The organism is Nonomuraea salmonea (assembly GCF_042428605.1).
Taxonomy (GTDB): Bacteria; Actinomycetota; Actinomycetes; order Streptosporangiales; family Streptosporangiaceae; genus Nonomuraea; species Nonomuraea salmonea.
In genome coordinates this window covers 124768-143426 of the sequence record NZ_JBHMCF010000003.1, presented here as the reverse complement: position 1 = coordinate 143426, position 18659 = coordinate 124768, and the positions used below count along the sequence as shown (strand labels likewise).

18 protein-coding genes are annotated in these 18659 nt (G+C 69.9%); 9 read left to right on the top strand and 9 right to left on the bottom strand.

Annotated features, from left to right (window positions below; translation table 11 throughout):
- Positions 1 to 9 precede the first annotated feature (9 nt).
- Positions 10 to 372, top strand: a complete 363-nt coding sequence (locus ACFFR3_RS01885; RefSeq protein ID WP_345397859.1) for a DUF742 domain-containing protein — start codon at positions 10 to 12, stop codon at positions 370 to 372.
- Positions 353 to 934: a GTP-binding protein gene (locus ACFFR3_RS01880; protein ID WP_364384545.1), complete on the top strand. Its 582-nt coding sequence runs from the start codon at positions 353 to 355 to the stop codon at positions 932 to 934. Before ACFFR3_RS01885 ends, ACFFR3_RS01880 begins: the two co-directional genes overlap by 20 nt.
- A 61-nt stretch (positions 935 to 995) precedes the next feature.
- Here ACFFR3_RS01880 and ACFFR3_RS01875 read toward each other — a convergent pair whose 3' ends face one another.
- The gene (locus tag ACFFR3_RS01875) at positions 996 to 1766 is read right to left on the bottom strand and encodes a TetR/AcrR family transcriptional regulator (RefSeq protein ID WP_345397862.1); all 771 of its coding nucleotides are present in this window, start codon (positions 1764 to 1766) and stop codon (positions 996 to 998) included.
- 79 nt (positions 1767 to 1845) lie between these two features.
- On the opposite strand from ACFFR3_RS01875, the gene ACFFR3_RS01870 reads away from it, so the two are divergent.
- A complete protein-coding gene (locus tag ACFFR3_RS01870; protein WP_364384549.1) occupies positions 1846 to 2778 on the top strand; it encodes an ATP-binding cassette domain-containing protein in 933 nt (310 codons plus the stop codon).
- Positions 2775 to 3569, top strand: a complete 795-nt coding sequence (locus ACFFR3_RS01865) for an ABC transporter permease (RefSeq protein ID WP_364384552.1) — start codon at positions 2775 to 2777, stop codon at positions 3567 to 3569. The genes ACFFR3_RS01870 and ACFFR3_RS01865 overlap by 4 nt, the downstream gene beginning before the upstream one ends.
- A 2-nt stretch (positions 3570 to 3571) precedes the next feature.
- Here ACFFR3_RS01865 and betA read toward each other — a convergent pair whose 3' ends face one another.
- From betA to ACFFR3_RS01840, 5 genes are all read right to left on the bottom strand, one after another.
- Complete coding sequence (gene betA / locus ACFFR3_RS01860; protein WP_379482494.1) at positions 3572 to 5197, bottom strand: choline dehydrogenase; 1626 nt, start codon at positions 5195 to 5197, stop codon at positions 3572 to 3574.
- Complete coding sequence (locus ACFFR3_RS01855) at positions 5194 to 6132, bottom strand: ABC transporter substrate-binding protein (protein ID WP_345397874.1); 939 nt, start codon at positions 6130 to 6132, stop codon at positions 5194 to 5196. Before ACFFR3_RS01855 ends, betA begins: the two co-directional genes overlap by 4 nt.
- 66 nt (positions 6133 to 6198) lie before the next feature.
- The gene (locus ACFFR3_RS01850; RefSeq protein ID WP_364384561.1) at positions 6199 to 7170 is read right to left on the bottom strand and encodes an ABC transporter substrate-binding protein; all 972 of its coding nucleotides are present in this window, start codon (positions 7168 to 7170) and stop codon (positions 6199 to 6201) included.
- Entirely contained in the window at positions 7167 to 9083 is a 1917-nt protein-coding gene (locus ACFFR3_RS01845; RefSeq protein WP_345397880.1) for an ABC transporter permease, read from the bottom strand. The genes ACFFR3_RS01850 and ACFFR3_RS01845 overlap by 4 nt, the downstream gene beginning before the upstream one ends.
- Positions 9080 to 10108 carry a quaternary amine ABC transporter ATP-binding protein gene (locus tag ACFFR3_RS01840; RefSeq protein ID WP_379482716.1) on the bottom strand — a complete coding sequence of 343 codons (1029 nt, stop codon included), beginning with the start codon at positions 10106 to 10108 and terminating at the stop codon, positions 9080 to 9082. The genes ACFFR3_RS01845 and ACFFR3_RS01840 overlap by 4 nt, the downstream gene beginning before the upstream one ends.
- A gap of 365 nt (positions 10109 to 10473) precedes the next feature.
- Here ACFFR3_RS01840 and ACFFR3_RS01835 point away from each other — a divergent pair, with 365 nt between their 5' ends.
- The 4 genes from ACFFR3_RS01835 (at position 10474) to ACFFR3_RS01820 (ending at position 14535) form a co-directional block, all read left to right on the top strand.
- Positions 10474 to 13188: a sensor histidine kinase gene (locus tag ACFFR3_RS01835; RefSeq protein ID WP_379482493.1), complete on the top strand. Its 2715-nt coding sequence runs from the start codon at positions 10474 to 10476 to the stop codon at positions 13186 to 13188.
- The gene (locus ACFFR3_RS01830) at positions 13185 to 13607 is read left to right on the top strand and encodes a roadblock/LC7 domain-containing protein (RefSeq protein WP_345397892.1); all 423 of its coding nucleotides are present in this window, start codon (positions 13185 to 13187) and stop codon (positions 13605 to 13607) included. Before ACFFR3_RS01835 ends, ACFFR3_RS01830 begins: the two co-directional genes overlap by 4 nt.
- A gap of 66 nt (positions 13608 to 13673) precedes the next feature.
- Positions 13674 to 13988 carry a DUF742 domain-containing protein gene (locus tag ACFFR3_RS01825; RefSeq protein ID WP_345409593.1) on the top strand — a complete coding sequence of 105 codons (315 nt, stop codon included), beginning with the start codon at positions 13674 to 13676 and terminating at the stop codon, positions 13986 to 13988.
- Complete coding sequence (locus ACFFR3_RS01820; protein ID WP_345397895.1) at positions 13969 to 14535, top strand: GTP-binding protein; 567 nt, start codon at positions 13969 to 13971, stop codon at positions 14533 to 14535. The genes ACFFR3_RS01825 and ACFFR3_RS01820 overlap by 20 nt, the downstream gene beginning before the upstream one ends.
- Before the next feature lie 121 nt (positions 14536 to 14656).
- On the opposite strand, the gene tnpA is transcribed toward ACFFR3_RS01820, so the two are convergent.
- Complete coding sequence (gene tnpA / locus ACFFR3_RS01815) at positions 14657 to 15073, bottom strand: IS200/IS605 family transposase (RefSeq protein ID WP_364384575.1); 417 nt, start codon at positions 15071 to 15073, stop codon at positions 14657 to 14659.
- A gap of 22 nt (positions 15074 to 15095) precedes the next feature.
- Here tnpA and ACFFR3_RS01810 point away from each other — a divergent pair, with 22 nt between their 5' ends.
- Positions 15096 to 16373, top strand: a complete 1278-nt coding sequence (locus tag ACFFR3_RS01810) for an RNA-guided endonuclease InsQ/TnpB family protein (RefSeq protein ID WP_364384578.1) — start codon at positions 15096 to 15098, stop codon at positions 16371 to 16373.
- Between the two features lie 48 nt (positions 16374 to 16421).
- Here the strand turns inward: ACFFR3_RS01810 and ACFFR3_RS01805 are convergent, their stop codons facing one another.
- Together ACFFR3_RS01805 and ACFFR3_RS01800 are read right to left on the bottom strand one after the other, a co-directional pair.
- A complete protein-coding gene (locus ACFFR3_RS01805; protein WP_379482492.1) occupies positions 16422 to 17381 on the bottom strand; it encodes an SIS domain-containing protein in 960 nt (319 codons plus the stop codon).
- Positions 17378 to 18397: a hypothetical protein gene (locus ACFFR3_RS01800; protein ID WP_379482491.1), complete on the bottom strand. Its 1020-nt coding sequence runs from the start codon at positions 18395 to 18397 to the stop codon at positions 17378 to 17380. The genes ACFFR3_RS01805 and ACFFR3_RS01800 overlap by 4 nt, the downstream gene beginning before the upstream one ends.
- Between the last annotated feature and the right edge of the window lie 262 nt (positions 18398 to 18659).

Genomic DNA, 18659 nt, shown 5'->3' with positions numbered 1-18659 from the left:
GAGCGGGCCGTGTACGGCGCTGACGGAATCGGGGAAGAGGAGCCCCTGTTCCGTCCTTACGCGGTGACGGGCGGCAGGTCTGAGCCGCGCTACCACCTCGCGATGGAGACGTTGATCTCGTCGATGTCGATCCCGGACGACGAGATGGCCATGCTCACCCCCGAGCAGGAGGCCATCATGCAGCTGTGCAGGTCGTTCCGGTCGGTCGCCGAGATCTCGGCCCTGCTCCGCGTCCCGCTGGGCGTGGCCAGGGTGCTCGTGGCGGACATGTCAGATGAAGGGCTCGTCCGCCTGCACCAGCCACGCCTCAGCCAGGGACAGCCAGACCTCAACATGCTCGAAAGGGTGCTCAGTGGACTACGCAGGCTCTAGCCCCGGCCTCACGTCGACGAAGATCGTCGTCGCCGGTGGTTTCGGCGTCGGGAAGACGACTTTCGTGGGGGCGGTGTCCGAGATCCTCCCGCTCACCACGGAAGCGGTGATGACCGACGCGTCCGCGGGCATCGACGATCTCGGCCTGACCCCGAACAAGCAGACCACGACCGTGGCGATGGACTTCGGCCGGCTCTCACTCGACCGTGACCTGATCCTCTACCTGTTCGGCACGCCCGGGCAGCACCGGTTCTGGTTCATGTGGGACGACCTCGTCCGCGGCGCCATCGGCGCGGTGGTGCTGCTCGACACGCGCCGCCTGGCCGACAGCTTCCCCGCCATCGACTACTTCGAAGAGGCCAAGCTGCCCTTCGTGATCGGGGTCAACGGCTGGGACGGCCAGTTCCCGCACTCCGACGGCGAGGTGAGGGAGGCGCTGGCGCTGTCGCCGCAGGTGCCGATCGTGCGCACCGACGCGCGTAACCGCGAGTCGGTCAAGGCGACGCTGATCTCGCTGGTCGAGCACGTCGTCCGCCTGCGCGCCGCCCCCGCCGCCTACTGAGAGGCGGGAGGGCCGCACGCGCGGCCCGCTGAAGCCTGCATCGAGCCGGCGTGCTGGAGTCTCAGCCGCCGGTTCGCTGCTTCACCAGGGCCTCAATGCCGTCGAGCACGCGCTGGAGCCCGAACTCGAAGGCGTGCTCGGGGCTGTAGGCCGAGTTGAGCGCCTCGCCCGCCGCCTGCCCGACCCGGGAGGCGGTGGGGAAGCGCGCCGGGTCGGCGATGCGGCTGAGGAAGGGCGCGTGCGCGGCCCACCACTGCTCGTCGCTCAGCCCCGTCATGCTCTCGGCCTGCGCCGCCTCCACGGCGCCCCTGGCGGTGCCGTGCACGAAGCCGGTGATCAGGGTGATCACCGAGTCCATCTCGACGTCGGTCAGGCCGATGCCGTCGACCGCGCTCAGCTCGTGGTCGTACTTGGCCGTGAGGTTGGGGCCCAGCACCGGCCGGTTCGCCGCCACCTGCAGCAGCCAGGGGTGGCGCAGGTAGAGGGCCCAGTTCTCCCTGGCGATCTGCTCCAGCCTGCCCCGCCAGCCGCCCGGCACGTCCGCCGGTCTGGCGGTCTCGCCGTAGACCGTGTCGAGCATGAGGTCGAAGAGTTCCGGTTTGCCCGGCACGTACGTGTAGAGGGACATCGTCCCGACGCTCAGCCGCTCGGCCACCCGGCGCATCGACAGCGCCTGCAGTCCTTCGGCGTCGGCCACCTCGATGGCGGCGCGCACGATCCGCTCGACGCTCAGCTCCGGCTTGCCCTTGCGGCGGCCGGTGGGCTCGCTCGTGCGCCAGAGCAGCGCGAGGCTGCGCGCCGGGTCGCCCTTGCCCGAGTACTCAACGCTCACCTTCGTACGGTACACCGTACGGTTGCCGTCCCTTGCCGTATGGTGTACGGTACAGTGTACGGCAGTAAGGAGGCGGCATTTGACAGCGGTACGCGTACGGGGACTGCGCAAGACCTACGACGAGAAGGCGGCACTCGACGGCATCGACCTCGACGTGGCCCCCGGCACGGTCTGCGGGCTGCTCGGCCCCAACGGCGCCGGCAAGAGCACCACCGTGCGCATCCTCACCACGCTCCTGCGCCCCTCGGGCGGGCGCGCCGAGGTGGGCGGCTTCGACGTGGTCACCCAGCCCCGTCAGGTACGCCGCACGATCGGCCTGGTCGGCCAGCACGCGGCGGTGGACGAGTTGCTGACCGGGCGGCAGAACCTGGAGATGTTCGGCCGGCTGCACCACCTCGGCGGCAGGCAGGCCCGTGCCAGGGCGGCCGAGCTGCTGGAGCGCTTCGGTCTTGAGCACCCCGGGCCGGCCAAGGAGTACTCCGGCGGCATGCGCAGGCGGCTCGACCTGGCCGCCAGCATGATCCTGGCGCCGCCCGTGCTGTTCCTGGACGAGCCGACCACGGGGCTCGACCCGCGCAGCCGCACGGAGATCTGGCGGGCGGTGCGCGACCTGGTGGCGGGCGGCACCACGGTGCTGCTGACCACCCAATACCTGGAGGAGGCCGACCAGCTCGCCGACCGCATCGCGGTGATCGACACCGGGCGGGTGGTCGCCGAGGGCACGCCCGACGCGCTCAAGAGCAAGATCGGCGGTGACCGGCTCGACGTGGTCGTCCGCGACCCGCGGCGTCTGGCCGAGGCGGCCGCGATCATCGAGCGAGTGACCGGCGCCCCCGCCGAGCCGGACCGGGACACCGCCCGCCTGAGCGCCCCGGTGAGCGACCGCGTGCGCACGCTCACCGCAGCCTTGAACGCGCTGGCCGCGGCCGGCATCGAGGCGGAGGACGTCGCCCTCCGCCGTCCGACCCTCGACGAGGTCTTCCTGCAGCTCACCGGAGGTGACCGCCGATGACGGCGACAACGCTGCGCTGGGCGATCGTGGACGGGTGGACGATCGCCCGGCGCGATCTGATCCACTGGGCCAACCAGCCGATGACCGTGGTCTTCGGGGTGGCCTTCCCCATCGTCATCACCCTGGCCTTCGGCTACCTGTTCGGTGGTGCGGTGCAGGTGCCGGAGGGGGCCGGGTACTTCGCGTTCCTCATGCCCGGCATGTACGGCATGACGATGCTCTTCGGTCTCAGCTCCACGATGATCGCCGTCACCACCGACGCGGCCAAGGGCGTCACCGACCGGTTCAGGTCGCTGCCCATGGCGCCCTCCGCCGTGCTCACCGGCCGGGCCGTGGCCGACCTGCTGCACTCGGTCCTGATCCTGGCCGGCCTGCTGCTCTGCGGCCTGGCGGTCGGCTGGCGCCCGGAGACGCTCCCCGGCGCGGCGGGCGCGGTCGGCCTGCTGCTGCTCCTGCGCTTCTCGCTGCTGTGGGCGGGCGTCTACCTGGGGCTGCGCACCAAGGACCCGGGGGCGGCGGTGGCGATCCAGACCATGGAGTTCCCCATCGGCTTCCTGTCCAACGCCTTCGTAGCCCCCGCCACCATGCCGGGCTGGCTCGGCGCCGTCGCCGAGTGGAACCCGCTGTCGGCGACGGTGGCGGCGGCCAGGGAACTGTTCGGCAATCCGGGCTGGGGCGGCGACTCCTGGGTGGCTGAGCACGCCGTGCTGATGGCTCTCGTCTGGCCGGCCGTCATCACCGTCGTCTTCTTCACCCTGTCCGTCCGCCTCTACCAGCGGCTGGACAGGTGAGGTCAGCGGGCGCGGTAGAACTCCACCGGCTCGGGCGGTAGCGGGGTGTTGCCGAGGATGAGGTCGGCGGCCTTCTCGGCGAGCATCATCACGGGGGCGTAGATGTTGCCGTTGGTGACGTACGGCATGGCCGAGGCGTCCACCACGCGCAGCCCGTCGAGGCCGTGCACGCGCATGGTCTCGGGGTCCACGACCGACTGCTCGTCGGTGCCCATCTTGCAGGTGCACGACGGGTGCAGGGCCGTCTCGCCGTCCTTGGCGACCCAGGCCAGGATCTCCTCGTCGGTCTGCACCCGCGGGCCGGGGGAGATCTCGCCGCCGTCCAGGTCCGCCCAGGCGGGCTGGGAGAGGATCTTCCTGGCGTGCCTGATCGCCTCCACCCACTCACGGCGGTCCTGCTCGGTGGACAGGTAGTTGAAGCGCAGCGCGGGCTTGTGCCGGGGGTCGGTGGAGGTGATGCGGACGGAGCCGCGGGCGTCGGAGTACATCGGCCCGATGTGCACCTGGTAGCCGTGCCCGCCGGCCGGGGCCGTGCCGTCGTAGCGCACGGCGATGGGCAGGAAGTGGAACATCAGGTTGGGGTAGGCCACCTCGTCGTCGGAGCGGATGAAGCCCCCCGCCTCGAAGTGGTTGGTCGCGCCCGGCCCACCGCGCAGGAACAGCCAGTTGGCCCCGATGAACGGCCGCCGCCACAGGGCAAGCGAGGGCTGCTGGGAGACCGGCTCGGTGCAGGCGTGCTGGACGTAGACCTCCAGGTGGTCCTGGAGGTTCTCGCCGACGCCCGGCAGGTCGTGCACGACCTCGACGCCGAGCGGTTCCAGCAGCGCGCGCGGCCCCACCCCCGACAGCTGGAGCAGCTGCGGGGTGTTGATGGCGCCGCCGCACAGGATGACGTCGCCGGCCTCGATGCGCTCGCCGTCGCACAGCACGCCGGTCGCGCGGGTGCCGTCGAAGAGCACCTTCTCCACGAAGGCGCGGGTCCTGACCTTGAGGTTCTTGCGCCCGCGTACGGGGTGCAGGTAGGCGCGGGCGGCGCTGAGCCTGCGGCCCCGGTGGATGGTGCGGTCGAAGGCGGCGAAGCCCTCCTGGCGGTAGCCGTTGACGTCGTCGGTCAGGGGGTGCCCGGCCTGCTGCACGGCCGCGAAGAACGCCTCGAACAGCGGGCCGTGCGCCGGGCCGCGCTCCAGCTTGAGCGGCCCCTCGCCGCCGCGGAAGTCGGTGCCGGGGTCGGCCAGGCAGGTCTCCATGCGCTTGAAGTAGGGCAGGCAGTGGGCGTAGTCCCAGCTCTTCATGCCGGGGTCGGCGGCCCAGCGCTCGTAGTCGAGCGGGTTGCCGCGCTGGAAGATCATGCCGTTGATGCTGCTGGAGCCGCCCAGCACCTTGCCGCGGGCGTGGTAGATGCGCCGGCCGCCCATGTGCGGCTCCGGCTCGGACTCGTATCTCCAGTCGTAGAAGCGGTTGCCGATGGGGAACATCAACGCGGCCGGCATGTGGATGAAGACGTCCCACAGGTAGTCGGGACGCCCTGCCTCCAGCACCAGCACCGACGTCGAGGGGTCGGCGCTCAGCCGGTTGGCCAGGGCGCTTCCGGCGGAGCCGCCGCCCACGATGACGAAGTCGAACCTCAACGCGGAATCCAGTCCTTCCACACGATCTTGTTCTCTTGCACCCACTGCTCGGCGGCCTCTTCGGCGGTCATCCGCTCGTTGATCATGTCGCTCGCCACGGCGTTCTGGTCGTCGTTGGTCCAGGTGAAGTTGCGGACCAGCTCGTACGCCTGCCCGCCCGCCTCCGCGAACCGCCGGCTGACGATCTTGTCCAGCAGGTACGGCGGATAGTCGCAGGCGACCTTCGCCGGATCGCTGTCACAGCCGACGGCGTAGGGCGGCAGCGCGACCTTGACGAGTTTGATCTTGCTGAAGAGCCATTGCGGTTCGTAGAAATACATCAGCAGCGGCGTCCGGTTCTTCGTCGCCTCCTGCGCCGCCTTGATGAGCGCCGCCTCGCTGCCGGAGTAGACGACCTTGTAATTGAGCCCGAGATTCTTGACGAGAGCCTCGTCGTTGGTGACGAATGTCGGGTCTCCGTCGAGCACTTGTCCGGCATTTCCGGTTTTATCGGTTCGGAAGAGGGCGGCGTACTTATTGAGGTTTCGGTAGTCCGTAATGTCGGGATACTTCTTGGCCATCCACTCGGGCACGTACCACCCGATGACGCCTTTGTTGCCCGTCAGCCCCGCCGACAGCGCGACCTTCTTCTCCTCGATGTACTCCTTCTTCAGGTCGTTGTGACCCCAGCTCTCCACGATCACGTCGACCTTGCCCGACTCGAAATCCCGCCAGGACTGGTCCTCTTTCACGGCCCGCTTGTTCACCTTGTAGCCCAGCTCGTGCTCCAGCAGGTAGCCGAGCACGGCGGCCTGGGCCTCGTACCCCACCCAGCCGTGCACGTCGATGTTCACGGTTCCCTTGGCCTTGGCCGTGGTCTCGGGCTCACCGCTGGAGCAGGCGGTCAGCAGCAGGGCCGCGACGAGCGGGCCGGCGAGCGTCTTGATTCGGATCATGATGAGGTCTCCGGGAACCGCGCACCCGCCGGGGCGGGCGCGCGGTCATGGGGGGTCAGGAGGGGGTCACTGGGGGATCCAGGCCTGCCACTTGGCGGGGTTGGCCTCGACCCACTTCTTGGCGGCTTCCTCGCCGGTCATGCCACCGTTGGTCATGTCGTCGGCCACGGCGTTCTGGTCCTCGTTGGTCCAGGAGAAGTTCTTGATCAGCTCGTACGCCTTGCCGCCGGACTGCGCGAACTTCGTACTGACGATCTTGTCGAGGTCCATCTCCGGGTAGTCGCAGGCCACCTTCTTCGGGTCGGCGTCGCAGCCCTCGGTGTACGGCGGCAGGTTCACCCGGACCAGCTCGGTCTTGCTGAACAGCCAGTGCGGGTCCCAGAAGTAGAACAGCAGCGGCTTCTTCTGCTCCTGCGCCTGCTGGGCGCTCTTGATCAGGGCCGCCTCGCTGCCGCCGACCACGACCTTGTAGTCGAGCTTGAGGTTCTTGATCAGCGCATCCTCGTTGCTGACGTACGAGGGGTCGCCGAACAGCAGCTGGCCCTTGTCGCCCGACTCGGAGGTCTTGAACAGGTCGGCGTACTTGTTGAGGTTCTTGTAGTCGGTGATGCCGGGGTGCTCGTCGGCCATCCACTTGGGGATGTACCAGCCGATGACGCCCTTGTTGCCGGTCGAGCCGGCCTCCTGCGCGGTCTTCTTCTCCTCGATGAACTGCTTCTTCAGGTCGGGGTGACCCCAGTTCTCGATGATGACGTCGACGTCGCCGGTCTCGAAGCCCTCCCAGGCCAGCTGCTCCTTGATCTCGGGCAGCTCCACCTCGTAGTTCAGCTCGTTCTTCAGCAGGTACGCCACGACGTTCGCGCTGGCCTCGTACCCGACCCAGGGGTTGATGGCGATCTTCACGGTCCCGGCGGACCCGCCGGAGGCGCTGGCCCCGGCCGCCGGGGCGGAGGCGCTGGGTGAGGTCTCCACGGTGGCCCCGCCGCAACCGGCGGCCAGCCCCACGGCGAGCAGGCCTGCGAGCAGGCGAATCTTCATGTGAACTTCCTCTTTCGGGGGGACGGGCGCCTGGTGTCGGCGCCCTGCGTGATGCGGTCGAGCATGACGCCGAGCAGCACGGTCGCGATGCCGGCCACGAAGCCCATGCCGAAGTCGGTCCGCTGGGAGAAACCGGCGACCACGTCGTAGCCGAGGGCCCCCGCCCCGACCAGACCGCCGACGACGACCATGGCCAGCGTCATCACGATGCCCTGGTTGGCCGCGAGCAGGATGGCGCGCCTGGCCATCGGCAGCTGCACCTTCCACAGCAGCTGGCCGGAGGTGGAGCCGGCCGAGGCGGCGGCCTCGACGACGGTGGCGGGCACGCCCTTGATGCCGTCCTCGACCAGGCGCACCACCGGCGGCACCGCGTAGATGATGGACGCGAAGATCGCGGTGAACCGGGTGGTGCCGAACAACGCGAGCGCCGGCAGCAGGTACACGAACGCGGGCATGGTCTGGGCGGCGTCCAGCAGCGGGCGCTGGATGGCGGAGTAGCGCGGCGAGCGGGCCGCCGCCACGCCGAGCAGCAGCCCGATGAGCAGCGTGACCAGCACCGCGACGGCGACCGTGGTCATCGTCTGCATGGTGTGCTCCCACACGCCGAGCAGCGCGATGCCGAGCAGGCAGGCCAGCGCGATGAGCGCCGGGCGCGTGCCGCTGACCCGCCAGGCGAGGCTCAGCACCGCGAGCGCGACCAGCCACCACGGCGCGGCGGTGAGCAGCGACTCCAGCGGGTTGAGCAGCGCGTGCGAGGTGACGTCCTTGATGAACGTGGTGACCGGGTACCAGCTCGTCTCGGCCCAGCTCACGGCCGCGTTGACCTCGGCCACGACGTTCACCGTCAGGCTCTCGGGCCAGATCGGCGGCAGCACGGGGATGAGCGCGAGCCCAGCGACGCCCAGCACGCCCGCGCCGACGAGGTCGGTCCTGCGCAGCTTGGCGTGCGCGTCGCGGCGGGCGACCGCCATCATCATCCGGTCCAGCATCACCGCCATGATCACGATGGCGACGCCGGCCGGGAGCATGATGCCGACCTGCGCCCTCGACAGGCCGCGGATGATGTCGCCACCCAGGCCGGGCGCCGAGATCAGGTTCGCGATGACCACCATTGACAGCGCCATCATGATGGTCTGGTTGATGGCCAGCGCCATCGTGGAGCGGGCCAGCGGCAGATAGACCTTGAACAGCGTCTGCCGCCTGGTGGCGCCCAGCGAGCTGGACGCCTCGACCGCCGTGGGGGAGACCGACGAGATCGCCAGCGCGGTGATGCGGATGGCGGGCGGGATCGCGTAGATCATCGTGGCGATGGCGCCCGCGGGCGCCCCGATGTGGAAGAACAGCGCGAGCGGCGCCAGATAGGCGAACGTCGGCATGATCTGCATGACGTCGAGCACGGGCGTGATCGCCCGCCGCGTCCGCGCGGACAGGCCCGCCCACACCCCGATCGGGATCCCGATCGCCAGCGACAGCAGCACCGCCACCCCGACCAGGGCCAGCGTGTCGACGCTCGACTCCCACAGCCCCAGCACGCCGAACGCGCTCACCCCGCCGACCGCGAGCAGCGCGATCCGCCAGCCGCCCGCCAGCCAGGCCAGGGCGCCCATGACGCCGATGATGCCAGGCCAGCCGAGCGCGTACAGGGTGGTCTGGAACAGGGAGTAGAGCTGGCCCACGAAGAGCCTGATGTAGTTGAGGAAGTACAGGAAGAGCGGATTGTCGTTGCGGTGGTCGTCGATCCACTCGCGCAGCTCGGTCACCGCGAGGAACTGCGGCGCCTCCTTGTCGTGCGGCAGCGTCCCCGAGCCACGGAAGACCAGGTACGCCGCCACGAACAGCACCGCCACCCCGGCGGGGGCCGCCCACCTCGGCAGGCCGAGCCTGGAGGGCGTGGTGACGGCCGTGCTGCTCATGCCGGCGCCTTCACGGCGGGGTCCTGACCGGCCAGGAAGCCCAGTAAGTCGACCCGGTCCACGACCCCGACCAGCTCGTCGCCGTCCACGACCTTGATCGGGCGGGAGGAGCCCGACGCGACGCCGATGGCGTCCTTGATGACGGTGGTGACGGGAAGCTCGGGGCCGTCGAGCGGCTCGCCCGGCTCGGGGTCGCGGCAGATCCAGCGCAGGGTCAGCACGTGGCTGCGCGGCACGTCGCGGACGAAGTCGGCCACGTAGTCGTCGGCCGGCGCGCCCACGAGCTCCTCCGCCGTGCCGAGCTGCACGATCGAGCCCGCCCGCATGATCGCGATGCGCTCGCCGAGCTTGAGCGCCTCCGACAGGTCGTGCGTGATGAAGACCATGGTCTTGCCGACCTCGCGGTGCAGCCTGATCACCTCGGCCTGCATGTCGCGCCTGATCAGCGGGTCGAGCGCGCTGAACGGCTCGTCGAACAGCATCACCTGGGGCTCCACGGCCAGCGCCCTGGCCAGCCCGACACGCTGCTGCATGCCGCCGGAGAGCTGGTCGGGGTAGGCGTCGGCGTAGCCGTCGAGGCCGACGAGCGAGAGGATCTCGGCGGCCCGCGCGTGCCTGTCGGCCTTCGCGGCGCCCTGGATCTCCAGCCCGTACGCCACGTTGTCGATGACCTTGCGGTGCGGCAGCAGGCCGAAGTGCTGGAAGACCATGCTGACCTGGTGGCGGCGGATCTCGCGCAGGCGGGCGGGGGAGGCGGCGCCGATGTCCTCGCCGGCGATCGTCACCTGGCCGGCGGAGGGCTCGATGAGCCTGGTGAGGCAGCGGACGAGGGTGGACTTGCCGCTGCCCGACAGGCCCATGACGACGAAGACCTCGCCGGGGCGTACCTCGAAGCTCACGTCGCGGACGGCGGCGGTGCAGCCGGTCTTCTCCCTGAGCGCGGCTGGGTCCAGATGTCTGTCATCACTGTCCAGCACCTTTTGCGCCTTCGGCCCGAAGATCTTCCAAAGGCCCGCAACGGTGATTGCCGCGTTGCCGGGAGAATCTCCCACCCTCGCCTCCTCGTTTGACGTGGCTCAACATATGTGGTGAATAGCGTGATTCTCAACGGCGTGACCTTCCGGAGATCACTGCGCGCCGGTCGTGTTACGCGATTGGAACGAGCAAATCGCCCATAGGAGGACATTTATCGTGTTGTAGGTTTATTTCGTGCCGGGAGCACTTCCCGCATGGAGCGCCAGCTTCTATCCTCATGAGTCACGCAGACCATCATTTGTCGCGTTATGTTCGCTTGGCCACAAGCCATGCGATGTGTTCCAATTACCCGGCACTTGCTGATTTCCCCAGGGCACACGGCCCGCATATAGGCCGATTCGACGAGGTGCGTTCGGTGAGTACACAGGTGGGCGTCAGGCAGGCCAGCGAGGGTGGCTGGCGGCTGCGCAATTGGCGTGTCCGCGCGCGGCTCGTGGCCCTCATCCTGGTACCGACCGCCGCCGCCGTCCTGCTCGGCGGCGTCCAGGTGCTCAACTCGACCTCCGCCGCCTCCGACTACGCCAGGACGAACCAGTTCGCCCGACTGTCCGCCGAACTCGGCGAGTTCACCCACCTCGTCTCCACCGAGCGCGCCAGAACCGCCTGGTACATCGCCCGCGACCGGCCCGCCGACGCCTTCGCCGAGGTGCAGTCCCACATGGCGCAGGTCGACCTGTCCGCCAAGCAGGTACGCGACGTCGCCAGGGCCCTGCTCGCCGACGCCACCGGCCGCACCGCCGACCAGCTGGAGAACCTGCTCAACCGGCTCAACGACCTGACCTCCCTGCGCCGCCAGGCCCTCGACGCCAACCTGCTGCCAGGACCGGCCGTCGAGCTCTACACCGTGATCGTCAACGGCCTGCTGTCGGTGCACAACGAGCTGGTCAAGGGCAGCGTGGACGACGAGCTGTTCCGCCAGACGCGCATGCTCGACGCGCTCGCGCGGGCCAAGGAGAGCGTGTCGTACCAGCAGGCCCTCGTCATCGTGGCGCTGGTCGAGGGCGCGTTCGAGCCGGAATCGCTCAAGCGGCTGCTCGGCGAGCAGTCCAGGGAGGCCAACGAGCGCAGGGGCTTCGCCGCCGAGGCCACCGCGGAGGAGCGCCGCCTGTTCGACGAGACCGTCAACGGCCGCTCCGCCGACCGCATGCTGTTCCTGCGCGAGCTGGTGCTCATCAGGGCCACCACCGGGCTGCCGCTGCGCGGCCTCGACCTCGCCAGGAAGGACGACGCCAAGGAGTGGTTCGACGCGGCGAGCGTGGTCGTCGACTCCATGCGCAAGGTCGAGCAGCGCCAGGCCGGGGGCATCGTGCAGCGCAGCGAGGCGCTCAGCTCCGACGAGCGGCAGCGCGCCGTCATCACCGCCGCCGCCGTGCTCGCCCTGCTCGTGGCCGTGCTGCTGATCACGACCGGGGTGGCGCGCTCCCTCGTACGCCCCCTGCGCCGCCTGCGCGGCGAGGCCCTGGAGATCGCCGGCAGGCGGCTGCCCGACTTCGTCCAGCACCTGCGCGAGTCCCGCGACGGCGCGGTGAACGCCGAGGTGCCGCCCATCGGCATCTTCACCAAGGACGAGGTGGGCGAGGTCGCGCGGGCCTTCGACGAGGTGCACCGCGAGGCCGTGCGGCTGGCCGGCGACGAGGCCAAGCTGCGCTCCAACGTCAACGCCATGTTCGTCAACCTGTCCAGGCGCAGCCAGACCCTGGTCGAACGGCAGCTCACGCTGATCGAGAAGCTGGAGCGCGGCGAGCGCGACGACGCCAGGCTCGGCGACCTGTTCAAGCTCGACCACCTCGCCACCCGCATGCGGCGCAACAGCGAGAACCTGCTCGTCCTCGCCGGCCAGGAGGCCGCGCGCAAGTGGACGGAGCCGGTCGAGCTGATGGACATCGTCCGGGCCGCGCTGGGCGAGGTCGAGAGCTACGACCGGGTCAGCATCCAGGTCCAGTCGGACGTCGCCATCGCCGGGCAGGCCGTCACCGACGTGGTGCACCTGCTCGCGGAGCTGGTCGAGAACGCCGTGTCGTTCTCCTCCCGCGACACCAAGGTCATCATCTCCAGCAGCCGCATCGACGGCGGCAGCCTGCTGCTGTCGGTCACCGACCACGGCATCGGCATGACGCCCGACGAGCTGGCCGAGGCCAACTGGCGCCTGGCCAACCCGCCCGTCGTGGACGTGTCGGTGTCGCGGCGGATGGGCCTGTTCGTGGTCGGCCGGCTGGCGCTGCGGCACACCATCAGGGTGCAGCTGCGGCGGCAGGACATCGGCGGGCTGACCGCCATGGTGCTGGTCCCGCCCGCGCTGCTCACCGGCGTGCCGGGGCCGGTGCCGGGAGCGGGACAGCGGCACCGGGCACCCCGTCCGACCAGCGAGCCGGCCCACGGGCCGACCCACGGGCCGGCCAACGGGCCGACCCACGGGCCGGCGAACGCGCCGCCGACGCACGCCCCGGCGCATGCGGCTCCTGCTCCCCGGTCCATGCCGCCGTTCTCCGGCGGACATCCGTCCTTCGACACCGTGGCCCCGCCGCCGTACGAGAGCGTCCCGTCCTACAACGCCCCTCCCCCCGCGAGCCAGGACGCGGCCGACTCGTCGTGGTTCAGCGTCACCCACACCCACTCGCACTCGGTGGAGCAGGACTCGGTGGAGCAGGACTCGGTGGAGCAGGCGGCGCCGGAGCCGGTGACGTCCTTCCCCGACCCGCTGAGCGCGCCCGCCGCCGAGCTGGGCATCGCCCCGCCGCAGGAACCACCAGCTCAGGAGCCTGCCGTCGAGGTGAGCAGCTGGTTCAGCGGGTCGGCGCCCACCGCCGACCACCGCGACCCGTCCTGGTCGTCCCCCGCCGACCAGGGCTGGCAGGCCGCGGGCGCCGCCGCCGAGCCGGCCAGGAACGGCACCACGAACTCCGGCTTGCCGAAGCGGACCCCGCGCGCGAACCTGGTACCGGGGACCGCGAACCCGCAACCTCCGCCCGTTCCCGCTCCTCCGGTGTCCCCTGACCGACTGCGCAGCCGGCTCGCCAGCTACCAGCAGGGCGTACGCAAGGGACGCGCCGAGCTCGAGGAGGACGCATGAAGGAGCTGAGCCAGGCCGCCAGAGACGTCAACTGGCTGGTCACCGCCTTCGTCGAAGAGATCCCCGGCGTGGCGCACGCGGTGGTGGTCTCGGCCGACGGGCTCCCCATGGCCTACTCCAGGGGCTTCCCCCAGGATCGCGCCGACCAGCTCGCCGCCATCGCGGCCGGACTGGTGAGCCTGACGGCGGGGTCGGCGCGGGTGTTCGGCGGTGGCGAGGTCACTCAGACCCTCGTGGAGATGCAACGCGGTCTGCTGCTGGTGATGGCGATCAGCGACGGATCCTGCCTCGCGGTGCTGGCCGCGCCCGACTGCGACATGGGCCTGGTCGCCTACCAGATGACGATCCTGGTCGAGCGCGCGGGGCAGGTGCTCACTCCTGCCGTGCGAGCGGAGCTGTCCTCCGTGCGCCCCTGGTGATGGGAGTGAACCTTGGCATCGTGGCACAACGGGGAAGAGGAGCCCGAACGCAGTTCGCTCGTCCGCATGTACGCCGTCACCGGCGGCCGCACCACCCCACGGACGAACCTCGCCATGGAGGCCCTCGTGTCGTCGGCCACCTCGGCGCAGCTGGGCATGACGTACACGCGGGAGTACCGTGCCATCAGCGAGCTGTGCCGCCAGGTGCGCTCGGTGGCGGAGATCTCGGCGCTGCTCAGCGTGCCCCTCGGGGTGGCGCGGGTGCTGGTCGCCGACATGGAGGCGGACGGGCTGGTCAAGGTGTACCAGCCTCAGCTTGAGGCGGGCCTGCCGGACAGGGGCCTGCTCGAAAGGGTGCTCAGTGGACTTCGAAGGCTCTAGCCGGCTCACCTCCACCAAGATCGTCGTGGCGGGCGGATTCGGCGTGGGCAAGACCACGTTCGTCGGCGCGGTGTCGGAGATCATGCCGCTCACGACCGAGGCCGTGATGACGGACGCCTCGACCGGCATCGACGACCTCGGCCACACACCGGGCAAGACGACCACGACCGTCGCGATGGACTTCGGCCGGCTCTCGCTGGCCCAGGACCTCATTCTCTATTTGTTCGGCACGCCGGGGCAGCACCGGTTCTGGTTCATGTGGGACGACCTCGTGCGCGGCGCGATCGGGGCCGTCGTGCTGGTCGACTCGCGGCGGCTGGCCGACAGCTTCCCCGCCGTCGACTACTTCGAGAACTCCGGCATCCCGTTCATCATCGGGCTGAACGGCTGGGACGGCGAGTTCCCGCACGCCGAGCACGAGGTGCGGGAGGCGCTGACGATCTCCGGGCACGTGCCGATCGTGCGGACGGACGCGCGGGCCCGGCCCGCGGTCAAGCACACGCTGATCACGCTGGTGGAGCACGCGCTCACCGTACGGTCGGCATGAGGCCCCGCTACCGGAATCGTCGGCGGTGCTCCGGCGTTCAGGCCGGGGGTGAAGCCGGCCAGCCCGCGTAGCGGGGCGAGAACAGCCGTTTCGCCGCCGGGCGAAACGGTGTCCACCCAGCTCAGACGGGCCGGTTCTGTTGCTCGATGTACTGGCGCAGGACACTGATCGGAGCGCCGCCCACCGAGCCGGCGAAGTAGGAGCCCGACCACAGCTTGTTCGCCCGGTAGTAGTGGCGGGCCAGTTCGGGGAATTCCTGACGCATCCGGCGCGAGGACACGCCCTTGAGGCTGTTGACCAGCTTGGACAGGGCCACCTTGGGTGGGAAGTCGACCAGCAGGTGGACGTGGTTGTCCTCGCCGTTGAACTCGCGCAGCTCGGTTTCGAAGTCGGCGCACACGGATCTCATGATCTCTTGCAGCCGGGTCAGGTGCTTGCCGGTGAACACCCGATGCCGGAATTTCGTCACGAAAACCAAATGTGCGTGCAGCATGAAAACGCAATGCCTGCCGGTCCTGATATCGCTGTGATCGGCCATAGCCCAACTGTAAGATGATCGTGTGCAGTTGCGGTACTCCTTCCGGATCGATCCGACCCCCGGCCAGCGCATCGAGCTCGCGCGGGCGTTCGGATGCGCCCGGGTGGTGTTCAACGACGCGATCGCACGACGCAACCATGCCCACCAGCAGGGCTTGCCGTTCCTCACCGACACGGAACTGTCCCGCCTGGTGATCACCCAGGCGAAGCAGACACCGCAACGCTCCTGGCTGGGCAAGGTGTCGGCGGTGGTGCTCCAGCAGGCCCTGGCCGACGCCTGTGCGGCGTTCCGGAACTTCTTCGCCTCCAGGGCCGGGACCCGCAAGGGGCCCATGCTGGGGCCGCCGCGTTTCCGGTCCCGCAAGGACAACCGGCAGGCGATCCGCTTCACCCGTAACGCTCGTTTCGCCATCACCGCGGCCGGCAGGTTGCGGCTGCCGAAGATCGGCGATGTGGTGGTGCGCTGGTCACGGACTCTGCCGTCCGAGCCCTCTTCGGTCACCGTGGTCAAGGACGCGGCCGGGAGGTATTTCGCCTCGTTTGTCATCGAAGCCGCCGAAACCTCCTTGCCTCAGACCGAGACCGAAACCGGGACCGGGGCCGAGACCGGGATCGATCTCGGCCTGACGCACTTCGCGGTGTTGTCGGGCGGACGAAAGATCGACAGCCCGCGGTTCCTGCGCCGAGCGGAGAAGAAACTCAAGCGGGCGCAAAAGGCCCTGTCGCGTAAGGAGAAGGGCAGCAAGAACCGGGCCAAGGCCCGGACGAAGCTCGCCCGCCGGCATGTCAAGGTCGCCGACGCGCGGCGCGAGTTCCACCACCAGTTGTCCACGAAGCTGATCCGCGAAAATCAAGCGATCTATGTGGAGGACCTGGCGGTCAAGGGGCTGGCACGCACTCAGCTGGCCAAGAGCGTGCATGATGCGGGCTGGGCGTCGTTCATCGGCATGGTGGAGTACAAGGCGAAGCTGTACGGCCGGACGTTCGTGAAGATCGGCAGGTTCTTCCCCTCCTCCAGGCTCTGTTCGGCCTGCGGGGCGCTGGCCGGGCAGATGCCGCTGGCCGTACGACGGTGGACCTGCCCGTGTGGGGTCACCCACGACCGGGATGTCAACGCCGAGATCAACATCCGGGCCGAAGGGCGCCGGATCGTCGCCGCTGGACGGAAACCCGTGCCTGAGATGGGCGGGAAGCGGAGACGGAAAACGCCTGCGGAGACCGGTAAGACCCCTCCGCCCGCTCCCCGGGGCGAGCGCGGGGGCACGGTCGATGAAACAGGAAGCCACAGAAGTGCCGCGTGACACCACACGGCACAGGCTGAATCCCCGGCGTTCACGCCGGGGAGCGCGTCAATGCGCCGACCACCAGTAGGCCGCCACCAGCTCGGCCACCAGCGTCTCCGTGAGCAGCGCGACGTCGGGGTCGTCGTCGTGGACGTAGCGGATGGCCGTGGCGGCGTCCTTCACCTCGCCGCCCACGGTGACCACCGTCGAGCCGCGCTCGCGTACCCAGTCCATGGCCTGCTCGTCGTAGCGGGAACCGGGGAAGAGCAGGGCGCGGTAGTCGAGCGTCTTGGTGAGGTAGACGTCCACGTGCGACCAGTCGCCGCTCTCGCAGGCGTCGGCCGGGCGGCGCGGGCCCTCCCTCAGCATCAGCGCCGACTGCTCGGCCGACGACAGGCGTTCGGCGGGGGCGATCGTGTAGACGCCGTGCGGGCCGTCGAGCAGCTCCATGGTCAGTGGCAGCCACTCGTCCCTGCGCTCCAGCAGGTCGGCGGTGGCCTCGGCGGCCCGCTCGACCAGGGCGGGCAGGTCGTGCGCGCGGCCGGTGAGCCGGCTCTCCAGGGCGAGCAGCAGGGCCAGCGTGTGCTGGAACGTACGGCAGGCGACGCCGCCGCGCTCCTCGCCCGCCCGCATCTCCACCACCAGGTCGGCGCCCCGCGTGATCGGGGAGCCCGGCTGGTTGGTGAGCGCCGCGACGAAGGAGGGGCCGCCCGTGTACGCCCCGATCGCGTCGAGCGTCTCGCGGCTGCCGCCGGTGGCCGAGATCGGCACGACCAGGGTGCCCTTGGCGGGGGGGAGCGCGGTGGCGGCGGAGGCGTACTCGGCGAAGGTGGACACCCCGGCGGCGCGCATGCGTCGTGCGGCCACGCCCGCCGCGTAACGGGAGCTGCCCATGCCGAGGAACAGCACCCGGTCGACGCCCTGCGGCAGCCCGGCCCAGGGGTCGGCCGTCCTGAGCGCGGCGGCCAGGTCGGCCAGCGCCTGCGGCTTGGACTCCAGGTCGGTCAGGTAGAGCTCGGATTTCACGCGATGTTCTCCTCAGGTTTCCGCGCCGGGTTCGGCACGGAGGTCGCCGCGGGGGTGGCTGCGGACGTCTTTCGGGCGTCGTACCAGGTGTGCAGGACGCCCATGGGGGCGTAGCGCCAGCGGGGGAGATGGCGGGCGGCGTAGATCAGCTCGCGGCACTCCTGCTCCACCTCGAACGGCCGGATCAGCCCCTCGTCCAGCAGGTCGGGCCGGTGCCGCGCGGCCAGCCGGTCGCGGTAGGCGGCGAGCAGCTCGGCGCGGGCGCGGCGGGCCCACGCGGCGGCCTGGTCAGGAGGGGTGCCGCGGCGCTTGATCGCGACCTGGGCCACGTGTTCAAGACTGGTGGTGAGCTGCGCCACGTCGCGGGCGGCCGGCTGGCGGGGGTCGGCGTCGGACACGGTGGGGTTGCCGTCGAAGTCGATGACCGCATAGCCGTCGCGCCACTGGAGGATCTGACCGACGTGCAGGTCCCCGTGAATCCTGATCAGCGGCGTGGTGACGGGTGCGGTCAGGGCGTCCAACTCCTGCCGCATGACCTCGGCCCGCTCGGCAAGCCAGATCCCGTCCTCGCCGTCGGTCACCGCCAGCGCCTCGGACAGCGCCGCCTCCGCCCGCTCCGCGAGCCTCGCCCCGAGCGGGGCCGGCAGCCCCGTGGCGGTCCCCTCCGCCGGTGCCGTCGCAGGGGAGTGGGGGAGGGTGGAGAGGGCGAGGTGGAGGTCGGCGGTGAGGCGGCCGACGGCGGCGGCGAACGCGGTGGTGCCGGCGACGGCCTCGTCCACGCACCACTCCCAGCCGTCCCTGGCGTCCGGCAGGTAACCGGTCACCAGGGCGAGGAGGTGTTCGCGGCCGTCCACCACGCCGGTCAGAGCCGCGTAAGGAGGGGCGGTGTCGTTGAATCCGGCCTCAACCAGATGGGCGAGGATGTCGGGGGTGGGATGCGGCAGCGGGGCGGGAGGGGTGAGCCACTTCACCACGACGCGCTCGTCCACGATCACCGAGTGGTTCGTCTGGTCCACGTGCGCTCCGAAATCCCGCTCACCTGGGACCCCAGTGTGGAGATCTGCAGAGCCGTACGAGAGGGTGGGCAACGGCAGAAACCGTCGTACGGACAGCGGCTCCGGCGCCTCCTCCCCGAGGTGCGCCACGAGAGCGGCGCTGAGCCCGCGATCTCGTGGGGTGAGCGGCCTCTCACCGAGCGAGATCACTCGCCGGTGTATTGAATCCCAATTCAACTCGTGGACCAAACTTCCAGGTAGCAATGTCATGAAAAGTCTTGCT

What these genes read in the sequence shown, in the direction of transcription:
- tnpA (WP_364384575.1), bottom strand. Translation starts at nt 15,073, where the DNA reads ATGGCCGATCACAGCGATATCAGGACCGGCAGGCATTGCGTTTTCATG.
- ACFFR3_RS01830 (WP_345397892.1), top strand. Translation starts at nt 13,185, where the DNA reads ATGAAGGAGCTGAGCCAGGCCGCCAGAGACGTCAACTGGCTGGTCACC.
- ACFFR3_RS01825 (WP_345409593.1), top strand. Translation starts at nt 13,674, where the DNA reads ATGTACGCCGTCACCGGCGGCCGCACCACCCCACGGACGAACCTCGCC.
- ACFFR3_RS01845 (WP_345397880.1), bottom strand. Translation starts at nt 9,083, where the DNA reads ATGAGCAGCACGGCCGTCACCACGCCCTCCAGGCTCGGCCTGCCGAGG.
- ACFFR3_RS01865 (WP_364384552.1), top strand. Translation starts at nt 2,775, where the DNA reads ATGACGGCGACAACGCTGCGCTGGGCGATCGTGGACGGGTGGACGATC.
- ACFFR3_RS01850 (WP_364384561.1), bottom strand. Translation starts at nt 7,170, where the DNA reads ATGAAGATTCGCCTGCTCGCAGGCCTGCTCGCCGTGGGGCTGGCCGCC.
- ACFFR3_RS01855 (WP_345397874.1), bottom strand. Translation starts at nt 6,132, where the DNA reads ATGATCCGAATCAAGACGCTCGCCGGCCCGCTCGTCGCGGCCCTGCTG.